The organism is Thermodesulfobium sp. 4217-1, from assembly GCF_039822205.1.
Lineage (GTDB): Bacteria > Thermodesulfobiota > Thermodesulfobiia > Thermodesulfobiales > Thermodesulfobiaceae > Thermodesulfobium.
Genome location: NZ_JBAGBW010000001.1, coordinates 1 through 22,272, shown reverse-complemented (window position 1 = coordinate 22,272; position 22,272 = coordinate 1). Strand labels below are relative to the sequence as shown.

Here is a 22,272-nt window from a genome sequence, read left to right as displayed (position 1 = left end):
TGATAAAATGATACTATATTTATTTTTTTTGTCAAATTTAATGTATCAATTAATACATTTTTAAAATTTAATTGATTTACAAAGAATATTTTATTATATATTTTCTGTGCCTTGAGGCGTTACTTCCATTCCTAATTCCTAATTATATTTGGCGGGGGTGAAATTTTCGTATATTACGCAAAAGCCAGCCTTTTAATTGTTTGTTTCTGCCTCTAAAATAAAATTTATTCCTTAAACAATCTCATGTATTCTTCAAAAACAAAAATTCGATTTCGTTGATATCCAGTTTTTTCAACCAATATTTTCTTTTCAACAAATACCTGAACCAGATTATTCGCTGCTCTTGGTGAAAGTCCAGTCATTTTTTGGACATTTCCTACATTTACAACTGGTTTTCTGAAAAGCTTATGCTGAAAATCCATCGCATGTTTTGACCTTTTGCCCATTGTTAAAATACGATTTTTTTCTATATCTTCTTTTAAACGAATTATTTGTTGCAATGTTTCTACTGCATTACTAGCGGTTAAAATGATACCGGTCAAAAAATATCTTATCCATTGTGCAAGGTCGTTTTTTGTTCTGACAAAGGTCAAATTATCGTAATACAAAGTTTTGTTCTTTTCAAAAAAGCTTGAAAGATACAGTAAAGGTTTTTCAAGTATTCCATTTGCAACAAGATAAAGTGTAATTAATAATCGACCAACTCTACCATTTCCATCCAAAAATGGATGTATGGTTTCAAACTGATAATGAGCTATAGCAATTTTTACTAAGTGTGGAACCCTAATCTCATGGTTGTTTAGAAAATTTTCAAAATCAAAAAGTAATTCTGGTAATTCTGTGTTCGCAGGCGGAACAAATGCTGCATCGGCCAATGTAGTGCCACCGATCCAGTTTTGTGAATGCCGAAATTCACCTGGAGTTTTGCGTTCGCCTCTGCCAATTGATAATAAAACTCTATGTGTATTTTTTATTAACCTATTTGATAGAGGCAGGATTTTTAGCTCTTCTATAACATTATTCATAGCGACAACATAGTTATTAACTTCTTTCCAATCATCGCGCTTTTCTGGATCTATATCTTTTTCATCATTAAGAGCCTCTTCAATATCTGTTTTTGTCCCTTCAATGCGACTTGATACAACAGCTTCCTTAAATACATGCATAATAATAAACATATCTGTATCGGGCACTAAGCGTGAAAAAGAGTTTAATTCTCCTAGTTTTAAAGATGCTTGCTCAAGTAGCTCGTTAATTGTTTCATCTGTCCATACGAATGTATGGTTGATTTTTTCAGGTACAAAATAAGAATATTTATAGCCTTTTTTATAAACGCCGGCTGTGAAATTTTTAATATTCATTTTGCTCACCAAAGTAAATTATAAATTCTTTTATTTTACTTTTAGCCTTGAAAGTAAAATAAGAAAAGCCATATTTTACCTTTACTAAGTTTCCAGCAATCTTCTCAAAAGTTGCTTTCTTGTTTTTTCTCACCTATTTTCGCCCTCCAAAAGTTTATTAAATAAACTTAAACTGCTCAGTCATACCTTGCTATAAAGTATTTCGTTTATATTACCACCATTTTTCAATGTTTTTTAAACCAACTTTGATCGCAAATTAAATGGCTATTTAAAGATTTATTGCATTTTTAAATATCTCTCAGAAATTTTGAAGGTTACATGCTCCTGACTTTTGCAGCAAATAAAATAAAACAAGCCCACAAATGCCTTTGTAGCAATGTTTTATGGACTTTTTAGTTTTACATATAGTTGTTGCATATTCAGGATTTAAATTCCCCCTATGATTCACTCGTCCTATAGCGCACTGTCAATTTACAAGATTGGGATGATCTGAAAGTGATAGGCTGGAAATATTGAGAAGAGTTATTAAAAGTTTATTCTTATCTATTTGATTAATTCAGATTTTTATTTAATGCGGCCGAGGATATTTCACCTTCCTCGGCCTATTTATTTTGTTCTTTATATTAGCTCAACTGTTCCTGATCTTGTCTATCAATTTTCTGTTGGCCCTCTTTAGAACTTGAAACTTAGCTTTGCATCGACCATTGACGCGCTGTAATTATTGCGTCCAATCTCCGTGTTGGAATCGAGATGCACTGAAAAGTTCTTTCCTGAATATACATTGATATTTGCGCCAATTATTCCGAAGTCTCTGCCCAATTGCTGGGACTGGAAATTGAATGGTATTCCAACCTGTGCAAGGCTAGCATTAATGTTTCTGCTGTCGTTGGCGAACTCGTGTGCGTAGTTCGCATACAATTGGTATTTAACCAAAGCCTTGCCATACTTTACGGTGCTATCAAGTCTTACGCCTGGGCTGAATTGAAGCGATTCGGCGTGCTGTGAACCAACTTGCAGATCGAGCGAGTTTGCCCCCGTTTCGTCAAATCCATTGATCCAGATGCTGGAATATGAGAGGCTGGCCATAGGCGTGATTACAACGTTTCCGACTCTCAGATTGTAGCCAGCTTCTCCGTAGCTATTCAACATGTTGCCTGTTGTGGAACCAGATGCTGTACGGTTGATAAAAGAGATTTGACGATTCGTGTTAAAAGAGTTCACAGTGTATCCTGCCGAACCGAAGGCATAGAATTTGCCTGGGAAGTAAGATGCATATAGGATGATTGGTACGGTTTCGTTTTGCACATTTCCCATATTATTGTTGAAGCCTGCATAAGTATGGGCATATCCACTGGCTACGCCGACAAGCAGGTCCTTTCTTAATCTGTAATCTGCTCCTACGGTAAGCCCGACAATGGAAAAATTATAACCTGTCTCGTTTGCTGTAGAATCCTGAGAGCCCCAGGAAACTTGTGGATCGGCATAGAAACTCCAACCGTTTAACTTTTTTGTCTCATTAGGTCCGTAGAACCCGGTATTTTCTCCTGAAAGTCTGGCATATCGATCGCTTGTGATTCTGTCGATGATATCTTGTTGGAAGAAGTTGGATGCCGCAAAACCTAGATTGGCTAAAGAGGCCGCCATATCAGGTGAGATCTGTTGATAGGCGTTGGCAACTGAATTGGCTTGGGAAGTTGGTATGCTGTCGATAGTGTGCAAAACAGTCCCGATATCTCCTGTAGTGGTTGCGGAAATATCGTTCAGCATATTTCCAACCTGCCGTTGATTCTGTGTCAGAGTGAGCACCGAGTTAGTGTAATTTCGAGCTGCGCTGATTGTTATTCCTGGGTCGGGTATACTTCCTGCTATTCCCACCAAAGTCGCTGTGAAATTGGCAACCGTGGGCGTGCCTGTTATATTTTGTGCGTCCTTGATAATATCAAATGTTTGGCCAGGGATAGGGACAAATCCACCCTGGAGCACCGGTTCTATCGTGCCACCATTGAACTGAACTGTCCCAGTGTTGGACATTTCGAGCCAGTTATAGTTGCTAGACGAGGCTATTCCTATTTGCAAGGCTGAGTTTTTGCCCTGTATATAATTGCCGGTAAAAATTGACCCAGCTTTTGATGGCATAAAGACCCCGCCTTCATTGTCAAGGTTTCCGTCGATGGAGCTTGTGCTAAGTATTCCACCGTTTAGGTGATAAGTGCCGCTGTTCATTTCGATGCCGTATTGGGCATTATTGCCGGTAACTATATTGATCCCACCGGTCTGGGTGAAAGTTCCTGCATTAGAGCCTCCTACCCATTCGAAATCGGCCTGCAAGACGCCTCCGCTGAGATTGTACTTTCCCGTGCCTGTGCCCGCGCCAATTGAGTCAAATAAGTCCGTACCTACAAGCAGGCCGTTGGTGACCGTATTTGTCCCACCCGTCTGAGTGAAGGTCCCTGTGCTCCCTGCATCGCCAATATCCTCGCCGGGTATGTAACCCGAGGTTCCTGGAGTCCCGTTCCCGCTGGCAGTAAGCGTACCTGCGCTGAGATTGTATGTGCCTGTGCCGGGCGTGATATTTTTGGTTGGAGCCAAAGGATAAGTTACTTGGGACCCGACAAACAGTCCTGCCAGGACCGTATTTGTTCCACCCGTCTGATTAAACGTTCCAATTCCTTGACATGTACCGATGACTTCGCCGCCGATAGAGCCAACCAATCCGGAAGCAATAAGGCTGCCTCCGCTGAGGTTAAACGTGCCTACGCCGCCTACACCTGCCCCGTAAATGTCTGACCCGACAGCCAGGCCGCCATCTGTGGCTATATTTGTCCCGCCTGTTTGATTAAAAATCCCTGTACCTCCTGCGTCGCCAACGACCTCGCCACCATCTCCTGCAGTAACGTCTGCTACTGCAGTTCCGCCTGTGTTAAGGATGCCGCCGCTAAGATTGTATATGCCTATACTTCCTTTAACTAATTTATTAGAATAGCGCCATGCAGCGTCAGATCCTATAAATACTCCATTGTTGTCCAGGTTTTGCCCGCCTGTCTGATTGAACGTACCTATACCTGCGCTATCTCCTATTAGCTCAGCTCCGGAAGCTTCGAGTAATCTGGTAACAACAATTGTGCCTCCGCTGAGATTATATGTGCCAGTTGAGGTTTCACCCGATACGAAAACATCTGATCCGACAAACATCGAGCCGCCCGTTATGGTATTTGTCCCGCCTGTCTGAGTGAACGTGCCTGTGCCTCCGCTGACTCCTATATATTCCCACGAAAAACCAGCGTTTGTTCCCAGTGCCTGTAGATTGCCAGTTCCGCTGAGGTTGTAGGTTCCGATTCCAGCTTTACCATTTCAGAATATATCAGAACCTATATATAATCCGCCTGTGATCGTACTTGTCCCGCCCACAACAGTATTTGTCCCACCTGTCTGAGTGAACGTGCCTGTGCCTCCTCCATCGCCTATTAACTCGCCAGGCATGAAGTCAGCCGAGCCAGATATTCCATTTCCAGTGGCACTAAGTGTCCCACCACTGAGATTGTATGTTCCCGTACCCGTACCCGAGTAATTTATGCCAACACCCAGACCGCCCACAACAGTATTTGTCCCGCCTGTCTGAGTGAACGTGCCTGTGCCTCCACCTACACCTATGGCTTCGCCAGGTGCGAAAACAGTTGAACCTGATGCCCAGTATCCATTAGCAGTAAGTGTCCCGCCACTGAGATTATATGTACCAGTGCCACCCCCGCGCGCGTTGTTTTGTAGGGCGTAATTGATGTTGGAGCCCACAAAGAGTCCCGCCTCAACAGTATTTGTCCCGCTAAATTGGTTGAACGTTCCGATTCCGCGCGTTGTGCCAATTACTTCGCCACCAATGGCTGGAATAATGGTGATGGATTCAGGCAACGGGGAAGCAGAGAGGCTCCCCCCATAGAGATTGAACACGCCTACGCCGCCATAGCCCGATCCGTAAACGTCTGACCCGACAGCCAGGCCGCTCCATGTGGCATTATTTGTCCCGCTAAATTGATTGAATGTCCCAATACCACCGCCGTCGCCTACTACTTCTCCACCCCTAGCATTGCCTGCTATCGCTCCGCTTGTTATAAGGATGCTGTCCGCACCGCTGAGGTTGTACACCCCCGTGCCTCCCGTGTGCGCGGTCTTGTAACCGCTATACACCCACTCGGTATCAGAGCCGACAAATACGCCATTATTGCAGTTGTTGGTCCCGCCTGTTTGGTTGAATGTCCCGTTTCCCCCGCTGTCACCGATTGCCTCGACGCCCGTCCCCGGCCCAGCGTTTCCACCCACTCCCTGTCTAGTAGAAGTAATGGTTCCTGCGCTGAGATTGTATGTACCCGTGCCACCCTTGCCCGACCCCAAGACGTCTGACCCAACAAACAGTATGCCGCCTGGCATGTTGTTGGTCCCGCCCGACTGGTTGAAGGTCCCCGTGCCGCCGCTAACTCCTATATATTCCCACGCAGCGGGCACAGTGGTTATCACCACATTGAGGTTGCCGGTCCCGCTGAGGTTGTAGGCTCCAAGAGCGTTGTACTGCGCGCCTACATTGAGCGTATTGTAGACTGTATTTAGGTAACCCGCCTGGTTCATTATTCCGCCGTTCAAGCTCAGACCAACCGATTCATTGTTGTATGAAGTGTTCGTAGTGATACTATAAGGGGAGTTGCCCACGCTCGTGTCAACGGTGAGGCTTGCTGCTCTGACAGGGATCTGCCCCCATAGCTGTGCAACTGCCAGAAATGAAAGGGAGAAAAACAAAATTTTCACACTTCTGCCACACAGCACCGAACTTATTTCCACCCATCTTTTAGAGCACTTTAGCATTGATTTATGGTATTCTTCCTTAACGCCTACTGCAAATAAATCTATATATGTTCTGATGTTTTTTCTTATGGAGTTTTTTGGTATTGCAAAAACATCTCTGATAGGGGTAGGATTCCATCCTTCATTTTTGAAGAATTTTAAGTAAATTGGACATATTATAAAGCGATTTTTTCTAAAACATTCCTGCAATACTTCCCGAATCAAATTAATATTATCCTGAATATGCCCCCGAATGTAACTTTGACCCATATACTATTCCTCCCTGTTTTTTGAAAAACTGAAATTAAATTAAGCGAATAATAAGCGATTTTTTCTAAAAATTTTTTTAGCATTCCCAAGAATCAAATTAATATTATCCTGAATATGCCCCCGATTTTAATGCCGTCTTATATGAGGTACCTCCCTTAAATTACCTCCCTGTGATGAAAGATACTATATAGCTATTATATTGTCAAATTTAATTTATCAATATTATGTAAAAAATCTAAATCATTGTCGAACATTGCTGGGATAGCGCGGATCAAATATATTTAATTCTGAGGACTATATTGCATTTTAAATGTCTCTCAGAAATTTTGGAAGAAATATAATTATAAATTTGCCTAAAATAAAAAAGAGCTGGCATTTTAAGCCAGCTCTTTACTGATTAGGTGTGTCTAAATTGTCTCTATTTTTGCAAATATTGGCTCGTGCAGTGGGACTATGATGTCGGCCATCTCTTTAACTTTTACTAAAATATCGTATGCTTCGTATGAATTTATCAGGGTCCCTGGAGGTATTACTTCCATTCCCATCCCCATTACATTTGGTGGCGGGTTGAAGTTCTCGTCTATTACGCAAAAGCCTGTTATTAGCACTTTGCCTTTTTCAGTGTTTACCAGTACAGACATACCGCCGGGCGAGTGCGCAGGCGTGTAGATCATCTTTATACCAGGTAGGATATCTGCATCACCTTTCAGAGATATGATCCGATTATTTTCCTCGGCATCTAAGATAAAGTCTTCCATATATCTAAAGTCGAGCGGATGCGGGTCATGGATCTGTTTTAGCTCGTTTTCATGAACGTAAAATATTGCGTTCTTGCACTTTGAATCATTTTCACAGTGGTCGTTATGCAGATGAGTGTGAATTACTATGTCTATATCTTCTGGGGTGAGATTATACTTCGAGAGTCCTTCCTCGAAGCTATATATTTTTGTCCCCAGGGCATCAACTCTGTCTTTGGACTTTAGGGGCATAAACTCGCCTGTGTCAATTAGAATATTTTTGCTGCCACCTTCTAAATACCAACTATAAATAGGTACCACAAAAGGTTTGCCATAGTTAAACTGATACGTCATCATACTCTTGTCAAAACTTTTGCTTCCTAAGACTATTGGATGAATCTTATATTTAATTTCTTCCAATCTAATTTCCTCCTAAATGTTTTTATATATATTATTCTATCACAATATATGAATATGGTTATAATAATATTTCTTATAGAAATATTAGCCCTCACGATTTGTTATAGATTTTTAAGCACCAGGCATAATTTCTGATTTATAATATAATTTATCTGCATGCTGTTTTGAATTGAGTTTTAATGAAATAGCACAAGAAGAATAAATTAAATAAGGAGGCCTGTTATGAACATAATAGCTGTGAATGGCAGCCCAAGAAAGGATTTTAATACAGGAACACTGCTAAAATGGGCTGTTGATGGGGCGCTTTCAAAGGGTGCGAGTGCTGAGATAGTTCATCTTTATGACTTAAGTTACAAGGGGTGCATAAGCTGCTTTAACTGTAAGCTTAAGAATGGCAAGAGCTATGGCAGGTGTTCAGTAAAAGATGACTTAGAGCCTGTTTTAAGAAAAATTGAAGAGGCAGACGCTCTTATTTTAGGCTCTCCAATTTTTTTCTCCAATGTAACTGGTCAGATGAGATGCTTCATAGAAAGACTTGCGTTTCCATATTTGGTTTACGATGAGCAGTATTCTACCCTTTTTAAGAGAAAGATCCCTGTTGGATTTATTTATACTATGGGCGTGAACGAGAAGATGATGGAGGAGCTCTCCTACAAGAAGATATTTGAGAGAACAGAATTTTCGCTTGCAAGAATATTTGGCTCTATAGAAACTATGTATGTCACAGACACTTATCAGTTTAGCACTTATTCGAAATATGTGGCGCCAAAGTTTAACGTAGAAGCAAAAGCGAAAAGGAGAGCAGAGGAGTTTCCAAAAGACTGTCAAAGGGCTTATGAAATGGGCGAGAGGTTTGCCGAGTCGAAAAATAGCCTTTAATCGGAGCTCTGGTTCATAAGCCAATACACTATGCCAAGTATCAATACCAGAAAGCCAAGCACTATTACTTCTGTAGAGTTGTGAGGTTCTAAGGAAAATATCAATATTTTTCTGAGCATAGCTGCCATTGCAAGGCTTATAAATATATTGAGGGCAAATTTTTTGCCCTTTAGCCTTTTTAGCTCTTCTTCTAAAAGCTCTCTAATTGTCCAGATTATAAGCATAGCTCCAAGGATATTTATTACGCTGCTCTCAAATGATGAAGTGCTCCTTATGAAGTTATAAATATCAGATAAAAACAGGACAAATATCATAAAGCTTGTAAACACAAGGGCCAATATAAGGGCAATGTCAAAGTAATAAGATATCTTTGAGCTGATTCTAACTATCTTGCTTTCTATGTTTGTTCGAGCAATATAAATTTTATTTTCGTCTACATAAGAACTGGTTAGTATGTCAAGATTTATGTCTAAGATCTTGTCGACTGATTCTCTACAGTTTATTCTTTCCTCTTCGTTTGGACAGGACAAAAGAATCGTCTGATGAATGAAATATCTTACAAAGCTCATTGTTGCGCTAACGTAGTGTGTAGGCAGGCCCATATCGGCATGAACGTGTCCAATCTTTTGAGTTCTTATAATATAGCTTTCGTCGTATTTGCCACAGAATAATTCCAAAAACCAGGCTTTGAACCTTTCTCTGTGTCTTTTTCTGACTTCAGTATTGCCGAGAAATTTGTTATAATCAGGAAACGTGCTCAAAAAGCTATAAAGGGCATCTAAAAAGTTATCGGCGTTTTGTCTTGCAGCAGGGCACAGGGATTCAAGGTTGTCCTTATCTATTTCTTTGAAATTATAAATTTTTTTTATGCTTTCAGAACTTTCCAAGTGTTTACCCCTTTTTCAATAATTAATTTAATTTTAACACAAAAAAATATTTGTTTGTGTAAGATTTGCTGATAGGCTTTATAGAGTTTATCGAAGAGATTCCAAGGAGGTACTATGTTTGATATAGAGAACTTTGATCCAGAAAATAGATTAAACGAATCGGCTATATATGGCCTTTTAAATCTTGATACGGATCGTTTGCTTATGATTGCCAGGAAGATAAAGGATAAGTATTCTTCATCTTTTGAAGCCTGTTCGATTATCAGCTACAAGACAGGCAGCTGTACCGAAAATTGCTCTTTTTGTGCTCAATCCTCTCACTTCAATACAGGAGTGGACTTTAGAAAAGTTAGCGTTGAAGATGTAGTTTCAAAGGCAAGATTGATGAAAAATTATGGATCCAAGAGGTTTTCTCTGGTCTCGAGTGGGAGAGGCCCTACAAGTGCTGAGATGGATGAAATATTGCCAGTTTTTGAGAAACTTAAAGATGAAGTGGATATTGGGCTCTGCGCGTCTTTGGGGATAGTCAAAGAAAGAGATCTAATCAGGTTAAAAGAAGTGGGAGTTACCACATATCACCACAACCTCGAGTCTTCAAGGAGTTTTTTTGAGAATATATGCAGCACTCATTCGTATGATGAGAGAATTGAGACTATCGAGGCTGTTAAGAGCGTAGGTCTCACTCCATGTGTCGGTGGGATCATAGGCTTGGGCGAGACCTTTGATCAAAGAGTAGAATTTGCAATTACTCTCAAAAACCTTGGTATAAAGTCTGTGCCATTTAACGTTCTGATACCTATTAAGGGCACTCCTCTTGGAGGCATTAAAGTTCTTGAGAAATCAGATGTGTTGAAAACGCTGGCAATATTTAGGATTGTTTTGCCCTTTGCTACTATCAGGCTTTGTGCTGGGCGAGAAAGTATTCTTGGAAAATATCAAAAGTTAGCGCTAAATTCCGCCGCCAATGCATTGATGATAGGGGGGTATCTTACCAGACCAGGAGAAGAGATAGAAAGAGACCTTGAGCTAATAAGAGACTTAGAGCTAATTAAAGTTTAAATGAATGTAATTTGCCCAGAGAACTTGTATTCTCTCTGGGCAATAAAATTACGATGGGAGTAAATTTGGGAAGATAGAAGTGATTACCATAAGCAAGGTTAAGACTATTAAGATGATAGTTGTGAGCCATGCGATTATATTAAATGTTCTTGAATTTGTATATTCGCCCATTATATCTTTGTTATTTATGATCTTTAGCATGTATAGGAGCACAAATGGCAGTATTACACCATTTATAACCTGAGACCAAAACATTATAGGTATTAGGGGAGCGTGTGGTATCAATATTGCAATTGCGCCCACCAAGATTAAAAAAGTGGTTAGAGCGTAGAAAACTGGCGCCTCTTTCCAAGTAAAATCAAGTCCTGCATTAAAGCCAATAGCCTCGCACACATAATAGGCGGTGGCAAGGGGGAGTATACAAGCAGAAAAAATAGACGCGTTGAAAAGTCCTATTGCAAATAGTGTGGATGCGAAATTTCCCGCAAAAGGTGCCAGAGAGAGAGCTGCGTCCTTTGCATCAACTATATTTACCTTGTGCACAAAAAGAGTTGCCGCACAGCTAACCACAATGAAAAGGGCTATCACGTTTGTCATTATGTTTCCTGTTATTACGTCTAGCCTTATATACTTGTACTCTTTTTCTGTTAGGCCCTTCTCGACAGTAGCAGATTGAATATAGAATTGCATCCAGGGGGTAATGGTAGTTCCTATAAAGCCTATAAGTATAGATAAGAACGAGGCGCTAAATTCGATATGAGGCGTAACCATATTTCTGGCAACCTCTCCCCAAGGTGGATTCGCCATAAAGGCAGATGGTATATAACAAAGATATATAAGACATGCAAATAAAAATATTCTCTCTACAAATCTATACGAGCCTTTTAAAACCGTCCACCATACAAATATTGCGCAAATAGGAATTGAAATGTATTTGCTTATATTAAAGATTTCCATACTTGCAGCAATGCCTGCAAATTCAGATATGGTGTTTCCAAAGTCGGCTACTAGTATCCCTATGAGTATCAAGAAGGTCATTTTTACGCCAAAGTTTTCACGAATCAGGTCCGCTAATCCCTTTCGAGTTACCGCACCCATTCTTGCAGCCATTTCCTGAACTACTATAAGTGCGATTGTCATAGGGATTAATACCCAGAGAAGCTTATAGCCTGTTGTAGCACCAGCTATAGAATAGGTAGCTATTCCACCAGCGTCGTTGTCTACGTTTGCCGTAATTATCCCAGGACCCATTATGGCTAAAAATAGCAGTATTCTTTTAAAAATTGAGAGCTTGTTCTCCATCTTATTCCCCTCCTTCTCGCAAAAACTTTTTCAGTGAGTCAAACCTTGAGAAGGTGTCAGCATCGCTTCTATCGGGCATAAGAAGTCTCAGCACATCATCTACCGTAATCATTCCGAGAAGTTTGTTTTCGTTATCTACCACAGGCATTGTAAATAGATTATATTTAGCGAATATTTCAAGAGCTTTGTCGTGATGATCGAAATGATTAAGACTTATAATGTTTTTTTGCATAACATCTTTTATTTTTTCGTCTGGCCTACAGATCAATATCTCTCTTAAAGATACTACCCCTATGAGTCTTTCCTCGCTGTCAACTACGTATGAAACATAGATGGTTTCTACTTCTTCTGCTATTTTTTTAATTTTGTTTAGTGCCTCTTCTGAAGTCTCATCTCCAGTAAGGGTTATATAGTCTTTTGTCATCAACGATCCTACGTCTTCGTCTTCATAGTTCATCAGTTCTATTACTTCATTTGCTTCCTCTGGATCCATATGTTCGAGTATTTCTTGAGATTTCTCTTCATCTAACTCGCTCAAAATGTCTGCTGCGTCATCAGATGGCATCTCTTCCAAGATATCTGCAGCCCTCTCTGCGTCAAGAGAGTCAATGACGTTTACCTGAGTTTCAATATCAGCCTCTGCCAATACCTCTGCAGCGCTTTCTATGTCAAGACTTTCTATTATTTTGTCCCTATCTGTCTGGCTAAGGTCTTCAATAATATCGGCAATATCAGCAGGGTGAAGGTCCTTTAGCCCTTTGTATTCAGTAGATAGCTGCAGACTCGATGTCCTTTTGCTGATTGGAGCAAGATAGCTCCAGCTAATCAGTTGAGGCCTGACCTTATTTTCTAAAAAATTTATACCCAGTCTTCTTAGAATCCCTGAAAAACCTATATCGATCGCAAGGAGTATCAATTTTTTTTCTAAACCCTTGACAAAAAAAGAAACTTTTATGTCATTTACCCTGACTATTTTCTTTCCTTTAAGGTTTATGAGCTGTTTGTCAAGTATCCACTTTACTATGTAGATGTCTTCATCTCTTGCCACGATGTCAGCTGCCTTTTCAAGGGTAGTATCAAGAATTATTGAATCTTTAGTCCACTCTTTTATGTGGTTTATGTTTATTAGCTTATTAGAACCTTTTAAAAACTTGATGCCTCTTCCAATCGGGATATTTTTGTCCCAACAAATAGCTATATCTCTAAGATTGGCAACTTTCTTTTTATCTTTATCAAATATAGATTGATTGATCTGTGTGCTTAGATAAAATTCTGAAATAAGTTTCACATAAGACACAATATACCTCCTTACATTTTGGTGATTTGCAAAATTCAAATTCAAAGAATTTTAAACAGCATAAATCTGGTATATCATCCATGCAAATCACCTCCGTAAGAAAATATATTCATTTGAAAGTTTAACAGATTTAAATTGCTATGTAAACATTGTAAAGTCTATTCTAAATTCTGAGAATTTATAATATAATAATATAAATATTTGGAATTTTTTTTCTTAAAATCTATGAATATTATGTTAGGAGGATAGCATGAAGAAGGTTTTGGCATACCAAATGATATCTGAAGTTTTTAAGACTTTGGCTCACCCCCTCAGAATTCAGATATTGTTAACGTTAAGTGAACAAGAAAGGTGCGTATGCGAGCTCTTAAGAGAGATAGGTGTAGAGCAGTCAAATCTGTCCCAGCACCTTAGGATTCTTAAAAAGCAAGGCATTATAGATTCCAGAAAAGATGGCCAAAAAGTTTTTTATAAAATACTGTTGCCGTCAGTTATGGATCTTGTCATAGATGCAAAGAAGACCTTGAACGATCAGGCAAAAGGACACGAAGAATTGTATAAGAATTTAAGAAGTATTTAATCGTTTTGCAATTTTGATATGTTAGAATTATTATAATTATCAAATATGTGGAGGTAGGCTATGGAATGGTTTAGGTCTCTTTTTTGCACTACTTGAGCCACATCCACCTTTCAGATGGCATGGATTGCCATCACTTGCTTTTTTAGTATGAAATTATGGATAAGAGGGCGCAAAAAATAATTTGTGCCCTCTTACTGTGTTGATACATATTAAATTTCTATTTTTGCTCCGAGCAGTTTGACGAATTCTCTAAGCCAAAGCGGGTGGTTTGGCCATGCTTGAGCTGTTACAAGATTCTTGTCTATCACTACGTCCTGATCAACCCAATTGGCGCCTGCAATCATACATTCAGTAGCACATGCTGGATAGCTGGTAATCTTTCTGCCAGCCAATACACCGCAAGCGGCTAATAGTTGGGAACCGTGGCAGATAGATGCAACTGGTTTGTCCAAGCTAAAGAATTTTTTTGTAACCTCTACAACTTCGCTGTACCTTCTGATGTACTCAGGGGCCCTTCCTCCAGGTATTACCAATCCTAAATAATCTTCTACCTTGACATCCTTTGTGGCTATGTCCACTGGTATCCTGTGGCCTGTTAACTCAATGTAGGTATCAAGGTTTGTAAAGTCGTGCACTACAAGCTGAAGCGTGTCTCCTGCCTTCTTGTTTGGGGCGCTAATTTCTACGTCATAGCCCAAGAGCATCAAGGCCTGTTGGGGGACTTTTACTTCATAGTCCTCTGCGCAATCGCCCGTTAAGATTAAAATTTTTGGCATAAAATACCTCCTTAAAGCTATATTAGTAATTATTTATATTTTAACATTAAGATTATCAAAATTAAATTAAGACTTTCATTGATATGTCTATATATCTTGCCCTTCTAATAAGAGATGACATAGATATAAATTCTACTCCTGTTTTAGACACGTCTTTGATATCCTCTTCCTTTATTCCTGATGCCTCAACAAGATACCTTTTTTTCGATTGGGATATGATCTCGGTTGCAACCTTTAGCTCCTGTGCCGACATATTGTCTAACAATATCGCGTCCACTCTGCCATCTGACAAAACAGCTTTCAGGTCTTCAATATTGCCAACCTCTATCTCGATTTTGGTTAAGAGCTTTGATGTTTTTAGCGAGTTATCAATAGCAGATTTGATTGAACCAAATATAGCTATATCGTTGTCCTTTATAAGTATCCCGTCAAAAAAACCAGATCTATGATTTCTTCCTCCTGCAAGATTTATGGCATACTTGTGCTCTGGCCTAAACAATGGGTCGTTTTTTCTTGTATCGAGCAAGAATACGCTTCGGTCTGAGTCTGACAGAACCTCGTTTACGTGAGTGGCTATTCCTGACAGTTCAGATAAAATATTACAAATTGTTCTTTCAGCCTTTAAAAGTACGTTTGCGTTTCCAGATACGTACATAATGGTCTCTCTGGAAGAAGTCTTCTCTCCATCTCTTTTTATAATGTCAAATTTATAACTTTCAGACTCCTCGAAACCTTCAAGAAAAAATCCCTCTTCAACAATTTTTATAATTGTAGGTATGAATATAGTCCCTGCAATCAATGCGTTCTCTTTGAAGATTATTTCAAATTTTGAATATGGATAGCCATCTTTTCTATAAAAATCAAAACCTAAGTCGTGATGTATTCTCTCTTTCAGAACATCCTTGAAGTTCATAAAGTGTCCTCCCTATAATGCGCTCCTTTGCTCAGTCTATTTCTTCTTGCGCAAGACGTGATCTCTATTGCTATCTCAATAGTATTTCTCAGACCGATTAGCTCGTCAGAAAGTTTTGACGTTCTGTACATTTCCACTATCTCTACAGAAAGCATCATCAGAGCCCTCATTGCTTTTAGAAGCTCTGTTTCAGAGCGAACAATGCCTACTCTTTCCCACATTATATTTTTTATTTTTGAAAGATATTCGTCAATTAGTGTAAAGTCTGGCTCTTTTAAAATAAATCTTTCGTCCCAATCCGATATTTGAAAGGATTCTATATCTTCTTTGGAGAAGTTGCCAATGATGTTCTCGGCAGATCTTATCCCCCAGACAAGACCTTCCAGAAGAGAGGTGGAGGCGAGCCTGTTTGCTCCGTGAAGTCCTGTGCACGATGCCTCTCCTATAGCATAAAGCCTTGCTAAATTAGTTTTTCCCCATTCATCGACCCTTATGCCGCCGCACAGGTAATGAGATGCTGGCGCTACTGGTATTAGGTCTTTTCTTATGTCAATCCCGCATTCAAGACAGTCAGAAAATATCTTTGGGAATCTCTCTTCGAGCTTTATGCCCCTTTTCATAATTGGTTCGCATGAGAGCCAGACATTTTTTGTGCCGCCTTTTTTCATCTCTTTATATATGAGCCTGGTTAGCTCGTCCCTGGGCAAGAGCTCAGACTCTACAAACCTTTCCTTTTTATCATTTAACAGTATTGCACCCTCTCCTCTAACAGATTCTGATATGAGAAATGATTTGCAGCTGTCTTTCTTAAAGGCTGTTGGATGAAATTGAATGTATTCCATATTGATTACGTGAGCTCCTGCTCTTTTTGCCATTACGATCCCATCGCCTCTGGCGCCTTCAGGGTTGGTAGTGTATTCGTAAACCGCTCCAACTCCGCCACTTGCGATGATCGTATATGAAGCGAGCACCTTGCTTATCTTTTTAGAACCTCTCTCAAGGATGTATGCTCCAAGAATTTTTGTGCCTTGATATATCGCATCTCTATTTTTTGAATGGTGGGTTGTGCTTATCAGATCTATGGCGGTAGTTGACGAGAGTATATTTATATTTGGATGCTTTTTTGCCTCTTGAAAAAGCGCTTTTTGTATGGCAAGTCCTGTTTGATCTGCCACATGTATAATTCTATTTTTTGAGTGGCCTCCTTCAAGTGTTTTGTGAAGATTGCCAAACGAGTCCTTATCGAAATTTATCCTAAGCCTGTCTATCAAAAGATATTTAACCAGTACAGGGCCATCTTCTGCGATAATCTTTATAGCGCTTTCTCTTCCAACCTCGTCTCCTGCCTCCTCAATATCTGTTTCTATTAGTTCGACCGAGTCGTCTTCTCCCCACCAAACTATGCCTCCTTGCGCATATTTGGTGTTAGACTCTTCTGGATCCTCTGAGCGATTGATTACTACTACATTCTTACCTCTGTCTGCCAGTTTTATTGCGCACGTAAGGCCTGCAATACCTGCTCCTATTATTAAAATTTCGCATTCAATTGTGCTCATTTTATTTCTAACATCCTCATTATTGCAATTCTTGCTTTTTCGGCGATTTTCTGAGGCAGGTATATGACATTTTCTTTAATTTCTGTTTCTTCTGTATCTGAAATTAGGATTTCATATTTGTCATCTTTCAGGGATTCAAGGAGTTTCTCAAATGTATTCGCTTTCATATATTCGCATTCTGCGAAATCTATTGGCAAAAATCCTTTTTCTGGAACCTCTTTCCTAAGTCTATATATCATCCCCTTTTCAGTGCCCACGACAAAGTTTTTCGCTGAAGAATTTTTTGCAGATGATATCATCTGTTCGGTGGAAACTATGTAAACCCTCTTTTGAAGGTTTTTGTCTTTTTTTGTCATATTGTATAGGTCAAAACTGCAACTAGACTCAGGGTGTATTAAGAAGTCGCTTTCTGGGTGCTTTTCTATTGCTTTTAAGATATAGTTTAGATCTATTTTCTCATGTACGTGGCAATATGATTTTTCCAAGTCATAGACGTCTATGATATCTGGATCTACATCTATGCCTTCTCCCTGCAATATGTCTATCGCCCTTGCCTTCATTACCCTTCCCAGATTCCTATCTGGCAGTATCAATATCCTTTTCCCGTTGAATCTCTTTATAGCGTTTATAATTACCATGTCAGCATTTCGAGACGTACATATATAGTCACTTAAAGATTTCGTATATATGTCGCTATTAATGTAGCTTATTACGATGCCATCATATTTTTCTTTCCACCTCTTTATATACGATATGTCGATTGAATCTACAAGCGAGCAGCCTAAATTCTCTGGTCTATCTGGCACAAATAGTCTTTTTTCTTCTCCTACTACAATCTTGCTGTTTGAGCCCATAAAAAAAACTCCCTGAAAATCCACTCTTTTGCACTGTCTTTCTTTTACGAACAGACTCAGCCCTAAGGAGTCGCCTATGCTATCTGAAATTTCATGAAACTCAGGATAAAGGTAGTTGTGAGAGAGTATTGCAGAATCTTTTTTGTTCTTTAGTTCATTTATCTCTGAATAAATATCTGCAAGATCTCTGCACATCTCCAGAGTGTATCTCCCAGGATAAAGATCGTCTGCGTATCTATTAAATAGATCGTGCCATTTAGTGCCTAAAGAATTGACAGAAATCTTCTCGTACAAAATGTTCACCCCTTGGTTTTGATTGTCTTAATTTAAGTTTATATTTTAGATTGGGATTTGTACATATCAATTTCTTATGAGTATATCAACTTTCTTTATATATGGTCAAATAACTCAACAAATAGCCTACATTTCTATATTGGGCATATAACTATATTTATATAAATATATTTGACTTATCAATTTTATAAGATATACAATATACTTATTATAAACATCTAATTGACTTATGTTTGTAATTTAGGAGGTGGTGGATTATAGAATTTATTCTGGTTTTATGCGCTTTAGAATAGATGCAGATGTTAGAGTGATCGGGTTTGTATGTTTTTTGTTGCAGCGATTAAATTATTACTTAATCTAGATGGAGGTCTCAACATGTCAAACAGTAAAGATGATGTTGTACAAAGTGCTCCGCCAAAATCAAGATGGACCGATCTTTACCTAAAAGAAGATTGGTGGGCTATTTGGCTTGGGCTTTTTGTTGTTTTGGCTGCATATTTTGCTTTTACTTCGGGGAGTTCTTTTGTAAAAGCAATTGCTATTAATCCAGGGGGTCTAAAGTGGGACAATGTAGGTCAGATCTTTGCACACCTTGGAGCAAACGCTCCTCAGTATATTATGCAGTATGTATTTTGGTTGATCTTTTTTACCATTTCTACAGCAATTATGGGGGTTAAGCCTTCCAAATTTATACCATCTTTTACCCTTCTTTATATCTTTTCTATTATAATTTTTGCTATTGGTGGCTGGAAATATGCACAATATTTCAACCTTGAGCCCCCGTTAGTTGCCCTTGTTCTGGGTCTTCTCCTTGCAAACGTTTTGCCCATCCCACGTTGGCTGGACGATGGCTTTAGGGTTGAATACTATATTAAGACTGGTATAGTCCTTCTTGGCGCTACATTTCCTATCGCGCTTGTTGTCTCTGCTGGGCCTGTTGCGTTGACGCAGGCTACAGTAATCTCTGTGATAACCTGTTTAACTATATTTTTTGTTGGGACAAAGTATTTTAAGCTCGACAAGAGATTTGCAACAATTTTAGGCATGGGCGGTGCAATATGCGGCGTCTCGGCCGCTATGGCTGGAGCTAGTGCAGTTGGAGCGAAGAAGGAACACCTTTACTCTACGGTCACTTTGGTTGTTATAGCTGCATTGATAATGATCATCGTGCTTCCATTTGTATCGAAGGCGCTTGGTTTACCTGCTGGTGTTGCGGGCGCATGGATTGGAACTTCGGAGTTTGCTGATGCAGCGGGCTTTGCTGCTGCAGTATCCTATGGTCACATGGTTGGTAATGAAACTTCGGCTCTACATGCCTTTACCTTGATGAAGGTTATAGGTAGAGATATGTGGATAGGTATCTGGTCATTTGTTTTTGCACTTATAGCATGTATGAAGTGGGAAAAGGAAGAGTGTGGAGTAGCCCCTTCTCCAATGGAGATATGGTGGCGCTTTCCGAAGTTCGTTATAGGGTTTTTTGTGGCATCTATCATAATGACTTTGGTTACATCAGGATATTCGGCTGCAGAGTTCGCTAAGAACGTTAACCCTAACTTGATAGCTCCTATTTCTTCTCTTAGAACATGGACCTTTATATTTTGTTTTGCAAGCATAGGTCTGACTACCAGATTCAAGGATCTTAAGTCGGTTGGATGGGCTGCCACTGCTGCATTTTCAATAGGAGTTGTGGTAAACGTGTTCCTTGGATGGTTTATGTCTACACAGGTGTTTTATGGTTTCTGGAGCGTTTTAAAATAATGAAAAGTTTGCAAAATTGTTCCAAGTGTTCTTTTTTTATGAACGATCCTGGGAAATTTGAGAAAACCTTTCCAGGCTTTACTGTATTGAGCTCTGCATACGGCAGCACTAGGGCAGATGCGGGACTTTGTATGAAGAATGACAGAATTTTTCTTCCATCAAGAAAGGCTTGTAAGGAATTCGTTCCAAAGTAAAAAATTGCCACGAGACAAGTATTTTGTCTCGTGGCAATAGTATCTTTAATTAAAACTTATACCTGTCTAACTCGCTCTTTAATTCTTTTGCTCTTTCAGTCAGCTTATTTACTTCGGTGTCAATTTGCTCTGCCATTGTTTCGCTCTCCTGAGCAGATGCCGCCACCTCTTCGCTGGATGCCGCCATCTCTTCGCTGGTAGCTGCAATTCCTTCTACGTTTGTGGATATCTCTTTGGCCGCTGCCGCCATCTCTTCGCTTGATGCGCTGTTTTCTTCTGAAAGTGCTGCAAGGTTTGATACCTCTGTTTCAATTTCCTGTACTCCCTTGGTAATAGTAGTTATATTTTGTGTTGTCATATCTATCTTTTCAGAGAGTCTCTCTATTGCGTTTAATATATTCTTAAATGCCTCGCTTGTTCTATCGCTCATTGACGATCCTCTTAGGACGCCTTCTTTCGTTTCGTTCATGGAGCTTGCAGCCTTCTCTGTCTCTTTTATCGTCTGATTTATCATATTTCCAATTTCAACTGCTGCTCTTTGTGACTCTTCAGCTAATTTTCTAACCTCGTCAGCTACCACTGCAAAGCCTCTTCCCGCATCTCCAGCCCTTGCTGCCTCAATTGCTGCGTTTAGGGCAAGTAGATTTGTCTGCTCTGCTATTCCTGATATCACGTCCACAATCTTGCCTATTTCAAGAGACCTCTCTTTGAGGCCGTTCATCACGCTTGAGAGATTCTCTACAGAATTGACTATAGCGTTCATAGTGTTTTGTGTCTCCTGAATTATCTTTGCGCCCTCTCTTGCGTCCTTATTTACGTTGTTGGTAAGATCGTCTACTGCCTTTGCATCTGTTGCAATCTGCTCAGATCTGTCAGCTATTGCGCCTGTCTTTTCTGACAGGTTTGTGGCGCTCTTTGCCAGTGACTCAGAACCTGATGCGATAGAGTCTATTGCACTCAGAAGCTGCTGAACCTGATTTGATATTTCCTGAGCGCTCTGAGACAGATTGGTAGCTGCATCTGCCATATTCTCGCTTGCCTTCTTGCTTTCTCCTGCTGCGAGCTTGGAAGAGTTCGAAGATACCAGCATATCCTTACTAGACGAATGTATTTCGCTTTGTATTACGTTTATCTTTGACAGTATCTCTACCAGATAAAGCCTTAACTTTTCTGTGGCATCCTTTATCCTTCCCAGCTCGTCTTTGTTCATCTCAGGGAGCTTAAGCGTAAAGTCGCCAGTAGAAAGATCCTCTATGCCCTTGGTAAGAGAGTTGATAGGCTTTGCTATAGATCTCTTTATAAAAGCGAAGAAAATGCCTATCAAGACGATACATACTAAAATTATTGCGCCAATTAACGACAGAACTATATTTCTAAAATAATTATCGTATTCTGCAGTGTTTATTGAAGTAGAATTCATACCTATTATATTACCGCTTGTATCCTTAATGGGCCCAAAGCGTGTAAGGTAGCTCTTGCCGCCATGTTCAGTTTTTACAATAGGACTTTCGCCCTTTTTCAAGACTTCTTCTATTATTTTCTGACTCTCTTGTTTCGTGCCTACTTTAATGTCTTCAAAAGTAGTGGCTACCCTTTCATCTCCCAGAAACCAGGTTACATCTGAACCGGTATCTTTTTTTAGCTGGTCTACGAATAGATTAGAGTCAGAAATCTTTCTGCCTATGTGTATTGTTCCTATAAGTTTTCCGCTGTCGTCGTAAATAGGATCATAAGCCCTTATTGCTAGCTTTACTAGTTTTGCAGTTTCAAAGCCTGCTCCCGACTTTCCTGACAGAGCTGCCTTTATCGGGGGTTGAGCGCTAAGATCGGTTCCAACAAAATTTTGTCCAAGAGTGGTATATATTACTTTGCCAGTTTGATCGGTAACTATGCAAAAGAAATCTGGATTTTCTTTTAAATCTAAAAATGAATTTACGAGGGTTGATAGGGCATTCATGTTGTTTGACTGTATATCTGCCTTGATCCTTTGAGTATTTGCAACGTCTTTTGTTAAGCCTCTTACATAATTTTCAATTCCGCCTACATCCTTGTCTATCATTCTGTCAGAAAGAATAGTAACTTTTTGCATCATAGTTTGATTGTAGCTGTTCATCTGGAAGGATACTATACAAATAACTAAAAGACCGATAACTACGAATGATAGCGTGGAAGCTAAAATTAGCTTGGCTTGCAAAGACATGTTTTTGAACATTTTTACCCCCTAAATATTAGTTTTTAGCAGTAATTATTACAATGTTTATTGTTATATAAGTTTATTATTTTGTCAATAGAGCCCTTTTAGCAG

The 22,272-nt window shown here is 39.6% G+C and carries 18 protein-coding genes; 5 read left to right on the top strand and 13 right to left on the bottom strand.

The annotated features are described in order from the left end of the window. Nucleotides 1–224 precede the first annotated feature (224 nt). From V4762_RS00090 to V4762_RS00070, 5 genes are all read right to left on the bottom strand, one after another. Nucleotides 225–1,361 (bottom strand): Fic family protein, encoded by a 1,137-nt coding sequence (locus V4762_RS00090; protein ID WP_347313724.1) that lies wholly within the window; start codon nt 1,359–1,361, stop codon nt 225–227. Further along, a complete protein-coding gene (locus tag V4762_RS00085; protein ID WP_347313723.1) occupies nt 1,351–1,494 on the bottom strand; it encodes a hypothetical protein in 144 nt (47 codons plus the stop codon). Before V4762_RS00085 ends, V4762_RS00090 begins: the two co-directional genes overlap by 11 nt. Before the next feature lie 539 nt (nt 1,495–2,033). Beyond that, a complete protein-coding gene (locus V4762_RS00080; RefSeq protein WP_347313722.1) occupies nt 2,034–4,553 on the bottom strand; it encodes an autotransporter outer membrane beta-barrel domain-containing protein in 2,520 nt (839 codons plus the stop codon). Between the two features lie 159 nt (nt 4,554–4,712). Continuing rightward, nucleotides 4,713–6,461 carry an autotransporter outer membrane beta-barrel domain-containing protein gene (locus tag V4762_RS00075; RefSeq protein ID WP_347313721.1) on the bottom strand — a complete coding sequence of 583 codons (1,749 nt, stop codon included), beginning with the start codon at nt 6,459–6,461 and terminating at the stop codon, nt 4,713–4,715. Between the two features lie 407 nt (nt 6,462–6,868). Then, nucleotides 6,869–7,609: an N-acyl homoserine lactonase family protein gene (locus tag V4762_RS00070; RefSeq protein WP_347313916.1), complete on the bottom strand. Its 741-nt coding sequence runs from the start codon at nt 7,607–7,609 to the stop codon at nt 6,869–6,871. Nucleotides 7,610–7,840: 231 nt separating this feature from the next. Here V4762_RS00070 and V4762_RS00065 point away from each other — a divergent pair, with 231 nt between their 5' ends. Further along, nucleotides 7,841–8,497: a flavodoxin family protein gene (locus V4762_RS00065; protein ID WP_347313720.1), complete on the top strand. Its 657-nt coding sequence runs from the start codon at nt 7,841–7,843 to the stop codon at nt 8,495–8,497. Here the strand turns inward: V4762_RS00065 and V4762_RS00060 are convergent. Continuing rightward, nucleotides 8,494–9,384 carry a protoglobin domain-containing protein gene (locus V4762_RS00060; protein ID WP_347313719.1) on the bottom strand — a complete coding sequence of 297 codons (891 nt, stop codon included), beginning with the start codon at nt 9,382–9,384 and terminating at the stop codon, nt 8,494–8,496. The genes V4762_RS00065 and V4762_RS00060 overlap by 4 nt on opposite strands. A 114-nt stretch (nt 9,385–9,498) precedes the next feature. Here V4762_RS00060 and bioB point away from each other — a divergent pair, with 114 nt between their 5' ends. After that, entirely contained in the window at nt 9,499–10,443 is a 945-nt protein-coding gene (bioB, locus tag V4762_RS00055) for a biotin synthase BioB (protein WP_347313718.1), read from the top strand. 48 nt (nt 10,444–10,491) lie between these two features. Here bioB and V4762_RS00050 read toward each other — a convergent pair whose 3' ends face one another. Next, nucleotides 10,492–11,745 (bottom strand): Nramp family divalent metal transporter, encoded by a 1,254-nt coding sequence (locus V4762_RS00050; RefSeq protein ID WP_347313717.1) that lies wholly within the window; start codon nt 11,743–11,745, stop codon nt 10,492–10,494. A 1-nt stretch (nt 11,746) separates the two neighbouring features. Beyond that, on the bottom strand, nt 11,747–13,042 hold the full coding sequence (locus V4762_RS00045; protein ID WP_347313716.1) for a magnesium transporter: 1,296 nt from the start codon (nt 13,040–13,042) through the stop codon (nt 11,747–11,749). A gap of 250 nt (nt 13,043–13,292) precedes the next feature. Between V4762_RS00045 and V4762_RS00040 the strand changes: the two genes are divergently transcribed. Further along, nucleotides 13,293–13,622 carry an ArsR/SmtB family transcription factor gene (locus V4762_RS00040; protein WP_347313715.1) on the top strand — a complete coding sequence of 110 codons (330 nt, stop codon included), beginning with the start codon at nt 13,293–13,295 and terminating at the stop codon, nt 13,620–13,622. 209 nt (nt 13,623–13,831) lie between these two features. On the opposite strand, the gene V4762_RS00035 is transcribed toward V4762_RS00040, so the two are convergent. The 4 genes from V4762_RS00035 to V4762_RS00020 form a co-directional block, all read right to left on the bottom strand. Continuing rightward, entirely contained in the window at nt 13,832–14,398 is a 567-nt protein-coding gene (locus V4762_RS00035) for a DJ-1/PfpI family protein (RefSeq protein WP_347313714.1), read from the bottom strand. Between the two features lie 61 nt (nt 14,399–14,459). Beyond that, nucleotides 14,460–15,311, bottom strand: coding sequence for a beta/alpha barrel domain-containing protein (locus tag V4762_RS00030; protein ID WP_347313713.1), 852 nt, complete (start codon nt 15,309–15,311; stop codon nt 14,460–14,462). After that, nucleotides 15,308–16,867 carry an L-aspartate oxidase gene (locus V4762_RS00025; protein WP_347313712.1) on the bottom strand — a complete coding sequence of 520 codons (1,560 nt, stop codon included), beginning with the start codon at nt 16,865–16,867 and terminating at the stop codon, nt 15,308–15,310. The genes V4762_RS00030 and V4762_RS00025 overlap by 4 nt, the downstream gene beginning before the upstream one ends. Continuing rightward, nucleotides 16,864–18,015: a quinolinate synthase gene (locus V4762_RS00020; protein ID WP_347313711.1), complete on the bottom strand. Its 1,152-nt coding sequence runs from the start codon at nt 18,013–18,015 to the stop codon at nt 16,864–16,866. Before V4762_RS00020 ends, V4762_RS00025 begins: the two co-directional genes overlap by 4 nt. Before the next feature lie 375 nt (nt 18,016–18,390). Here V4762_RS00020 and V4762_RS00015 point away from each other — a divergent pair, with 375 nt between their 5' ends. Continuing rightward, complete coding sequence (locus V4762_RS00015; protein ID WP_347313710.1) at nt 18,391–19,773, top strand: YeiH family protein; 1,383 nt, start codon at nt 18,391–18,393, stop codon at nt 19,771–19,773. Then, nucleotides 19,773–19,967 carry a hypothetical protein gene (locus V4762_RS00010; RefSeq protein WP_108309989.1) on the top strand — a complete coding sequence of 65 codons (195 nt, stop codon included), beginning with the start codon at nt 19,773–19,775 and terminating at the stop codon, nt 19,965–19,967. The genes V4762_RS00015 and V4762_RS00010 overlap by 1 nt, the downstream gene beginning before the upstream one ends. A gap of 49 nt (nt 19,968–20,016) precedes the next feature. On the opposite strand, the gene V4762_RS00005 is transcribed toward V4762_RS00010, so the two are convergent. Then, complete coding sequence (locus tag V4762_RS00005; protein ID WP_347313709.1) at nt 20,017–22,179, bottom strand: methyl-accepting chemotaxis protein; 2,163 nt, start codon at nt 22,177–22,179, stop codon at nt 20,017–20,019. Nucleotides 22,180–22,272 lie beyond the last annotated feature (93 nt).

What these genes read in the sequence shown, in the direction of transcription:
- V4762_RS00050 (WP_347313717.1), bottom strand. Translation starts at nt 11,745, where the DNA reads ATGGAGAACAAGCTCTCAATTTTTAAAAGAATACTGCTATTTTTAGCC.
- bioB (WP_347313718.1), top strand. Translation starts at nt 9,499, where the DNA reads ATGTTTGATATAGAGAACTTTGATCCAGAAAATAGATTAAACGAATCG.
- V4762_RS00075 (WP_347313721.1), bottom strand. Translation starts at nt 6,461, where the DNA reads ATGGGTCAAAGTTACATTCGGGGGCATATTCAGGATAATATTAATTTG.
- V4762_RS00015 (WP_347313710.1), top strand. Translation starts at nt 18,391, where the DNA reads ATGTCAAACAGTAAAGATGATGTTGTACAAAGTGCTCCGCCAAAATCA.
- V4762_RS00030 (WP_347313713.1), bottom strand. Translation starts at nt 15,311, where the DNA reads ATGAACTTCAAGGATGTTCTGAAAGAGAGAATACATCACGACTTAGGT.
- V4762_RS00040 (WP_347313715.1), top strand. Translation starts at nt 13,293, where the DNA reads ATGAAGAAGGTTTTGGCATACCAAATGATATCTGAAGTTTTTAAGACT.
- V4762_RS00090 (WP_347313724.1), bottom strand. Translation starts at nt 1,361, where the DNA reads ATGAATATTAAAAATTTCACAGCCGGCGTTTATAAAAAAGGCTATAAA.
- V4762_RS00065 (WP_347313720.1), top strand. Translation starts at nt 7,841, where the DNA reads ATGAACATAATAGCTGTGAATGGCAGCCCAAGAAAGGATTTTAATACA.
- V4762_RS00010 (WP_108309989.1), top strand. Translation starts at nt 19,773, where the DNA reads ATGAAAAGTTTGCAAAATTGTTCCAAGTGTTCTTTTTTTATGAACGAT.
- V4762_RS00005 (WP_347313709.1), bottom strand. Translation starts at nt 22,179, where the DNA reads ATGTTCAAAAACATGTCTTTGCAAGCCAAGCTAATTTTAGCTTCCACG.
- V4762_RS00025 (WP_347313712.1), bottom strand. Translation starts at nt 16,867, where the DNA reads ATGAGCACAATTGAATGCGAAATTTTAATAATAGGAGCAGGTATTGCA.
- V4762_RS00080 (WP_347313722.1), bottom strand. Translation starts at nt 4,553, where the DNA reads ATGTTTGTCGGATCAGATGTTTTCGTATCGGGTGAAACCTCAACTGGC.
- V4762_RS00035 (WP_347313714.1), bottom strand. Translation starts at nt 14,398, where the DNA reads ATGCCAAAAATTTTAATCTTAACGGGCGATTGCGCAGAGGACTATGAA.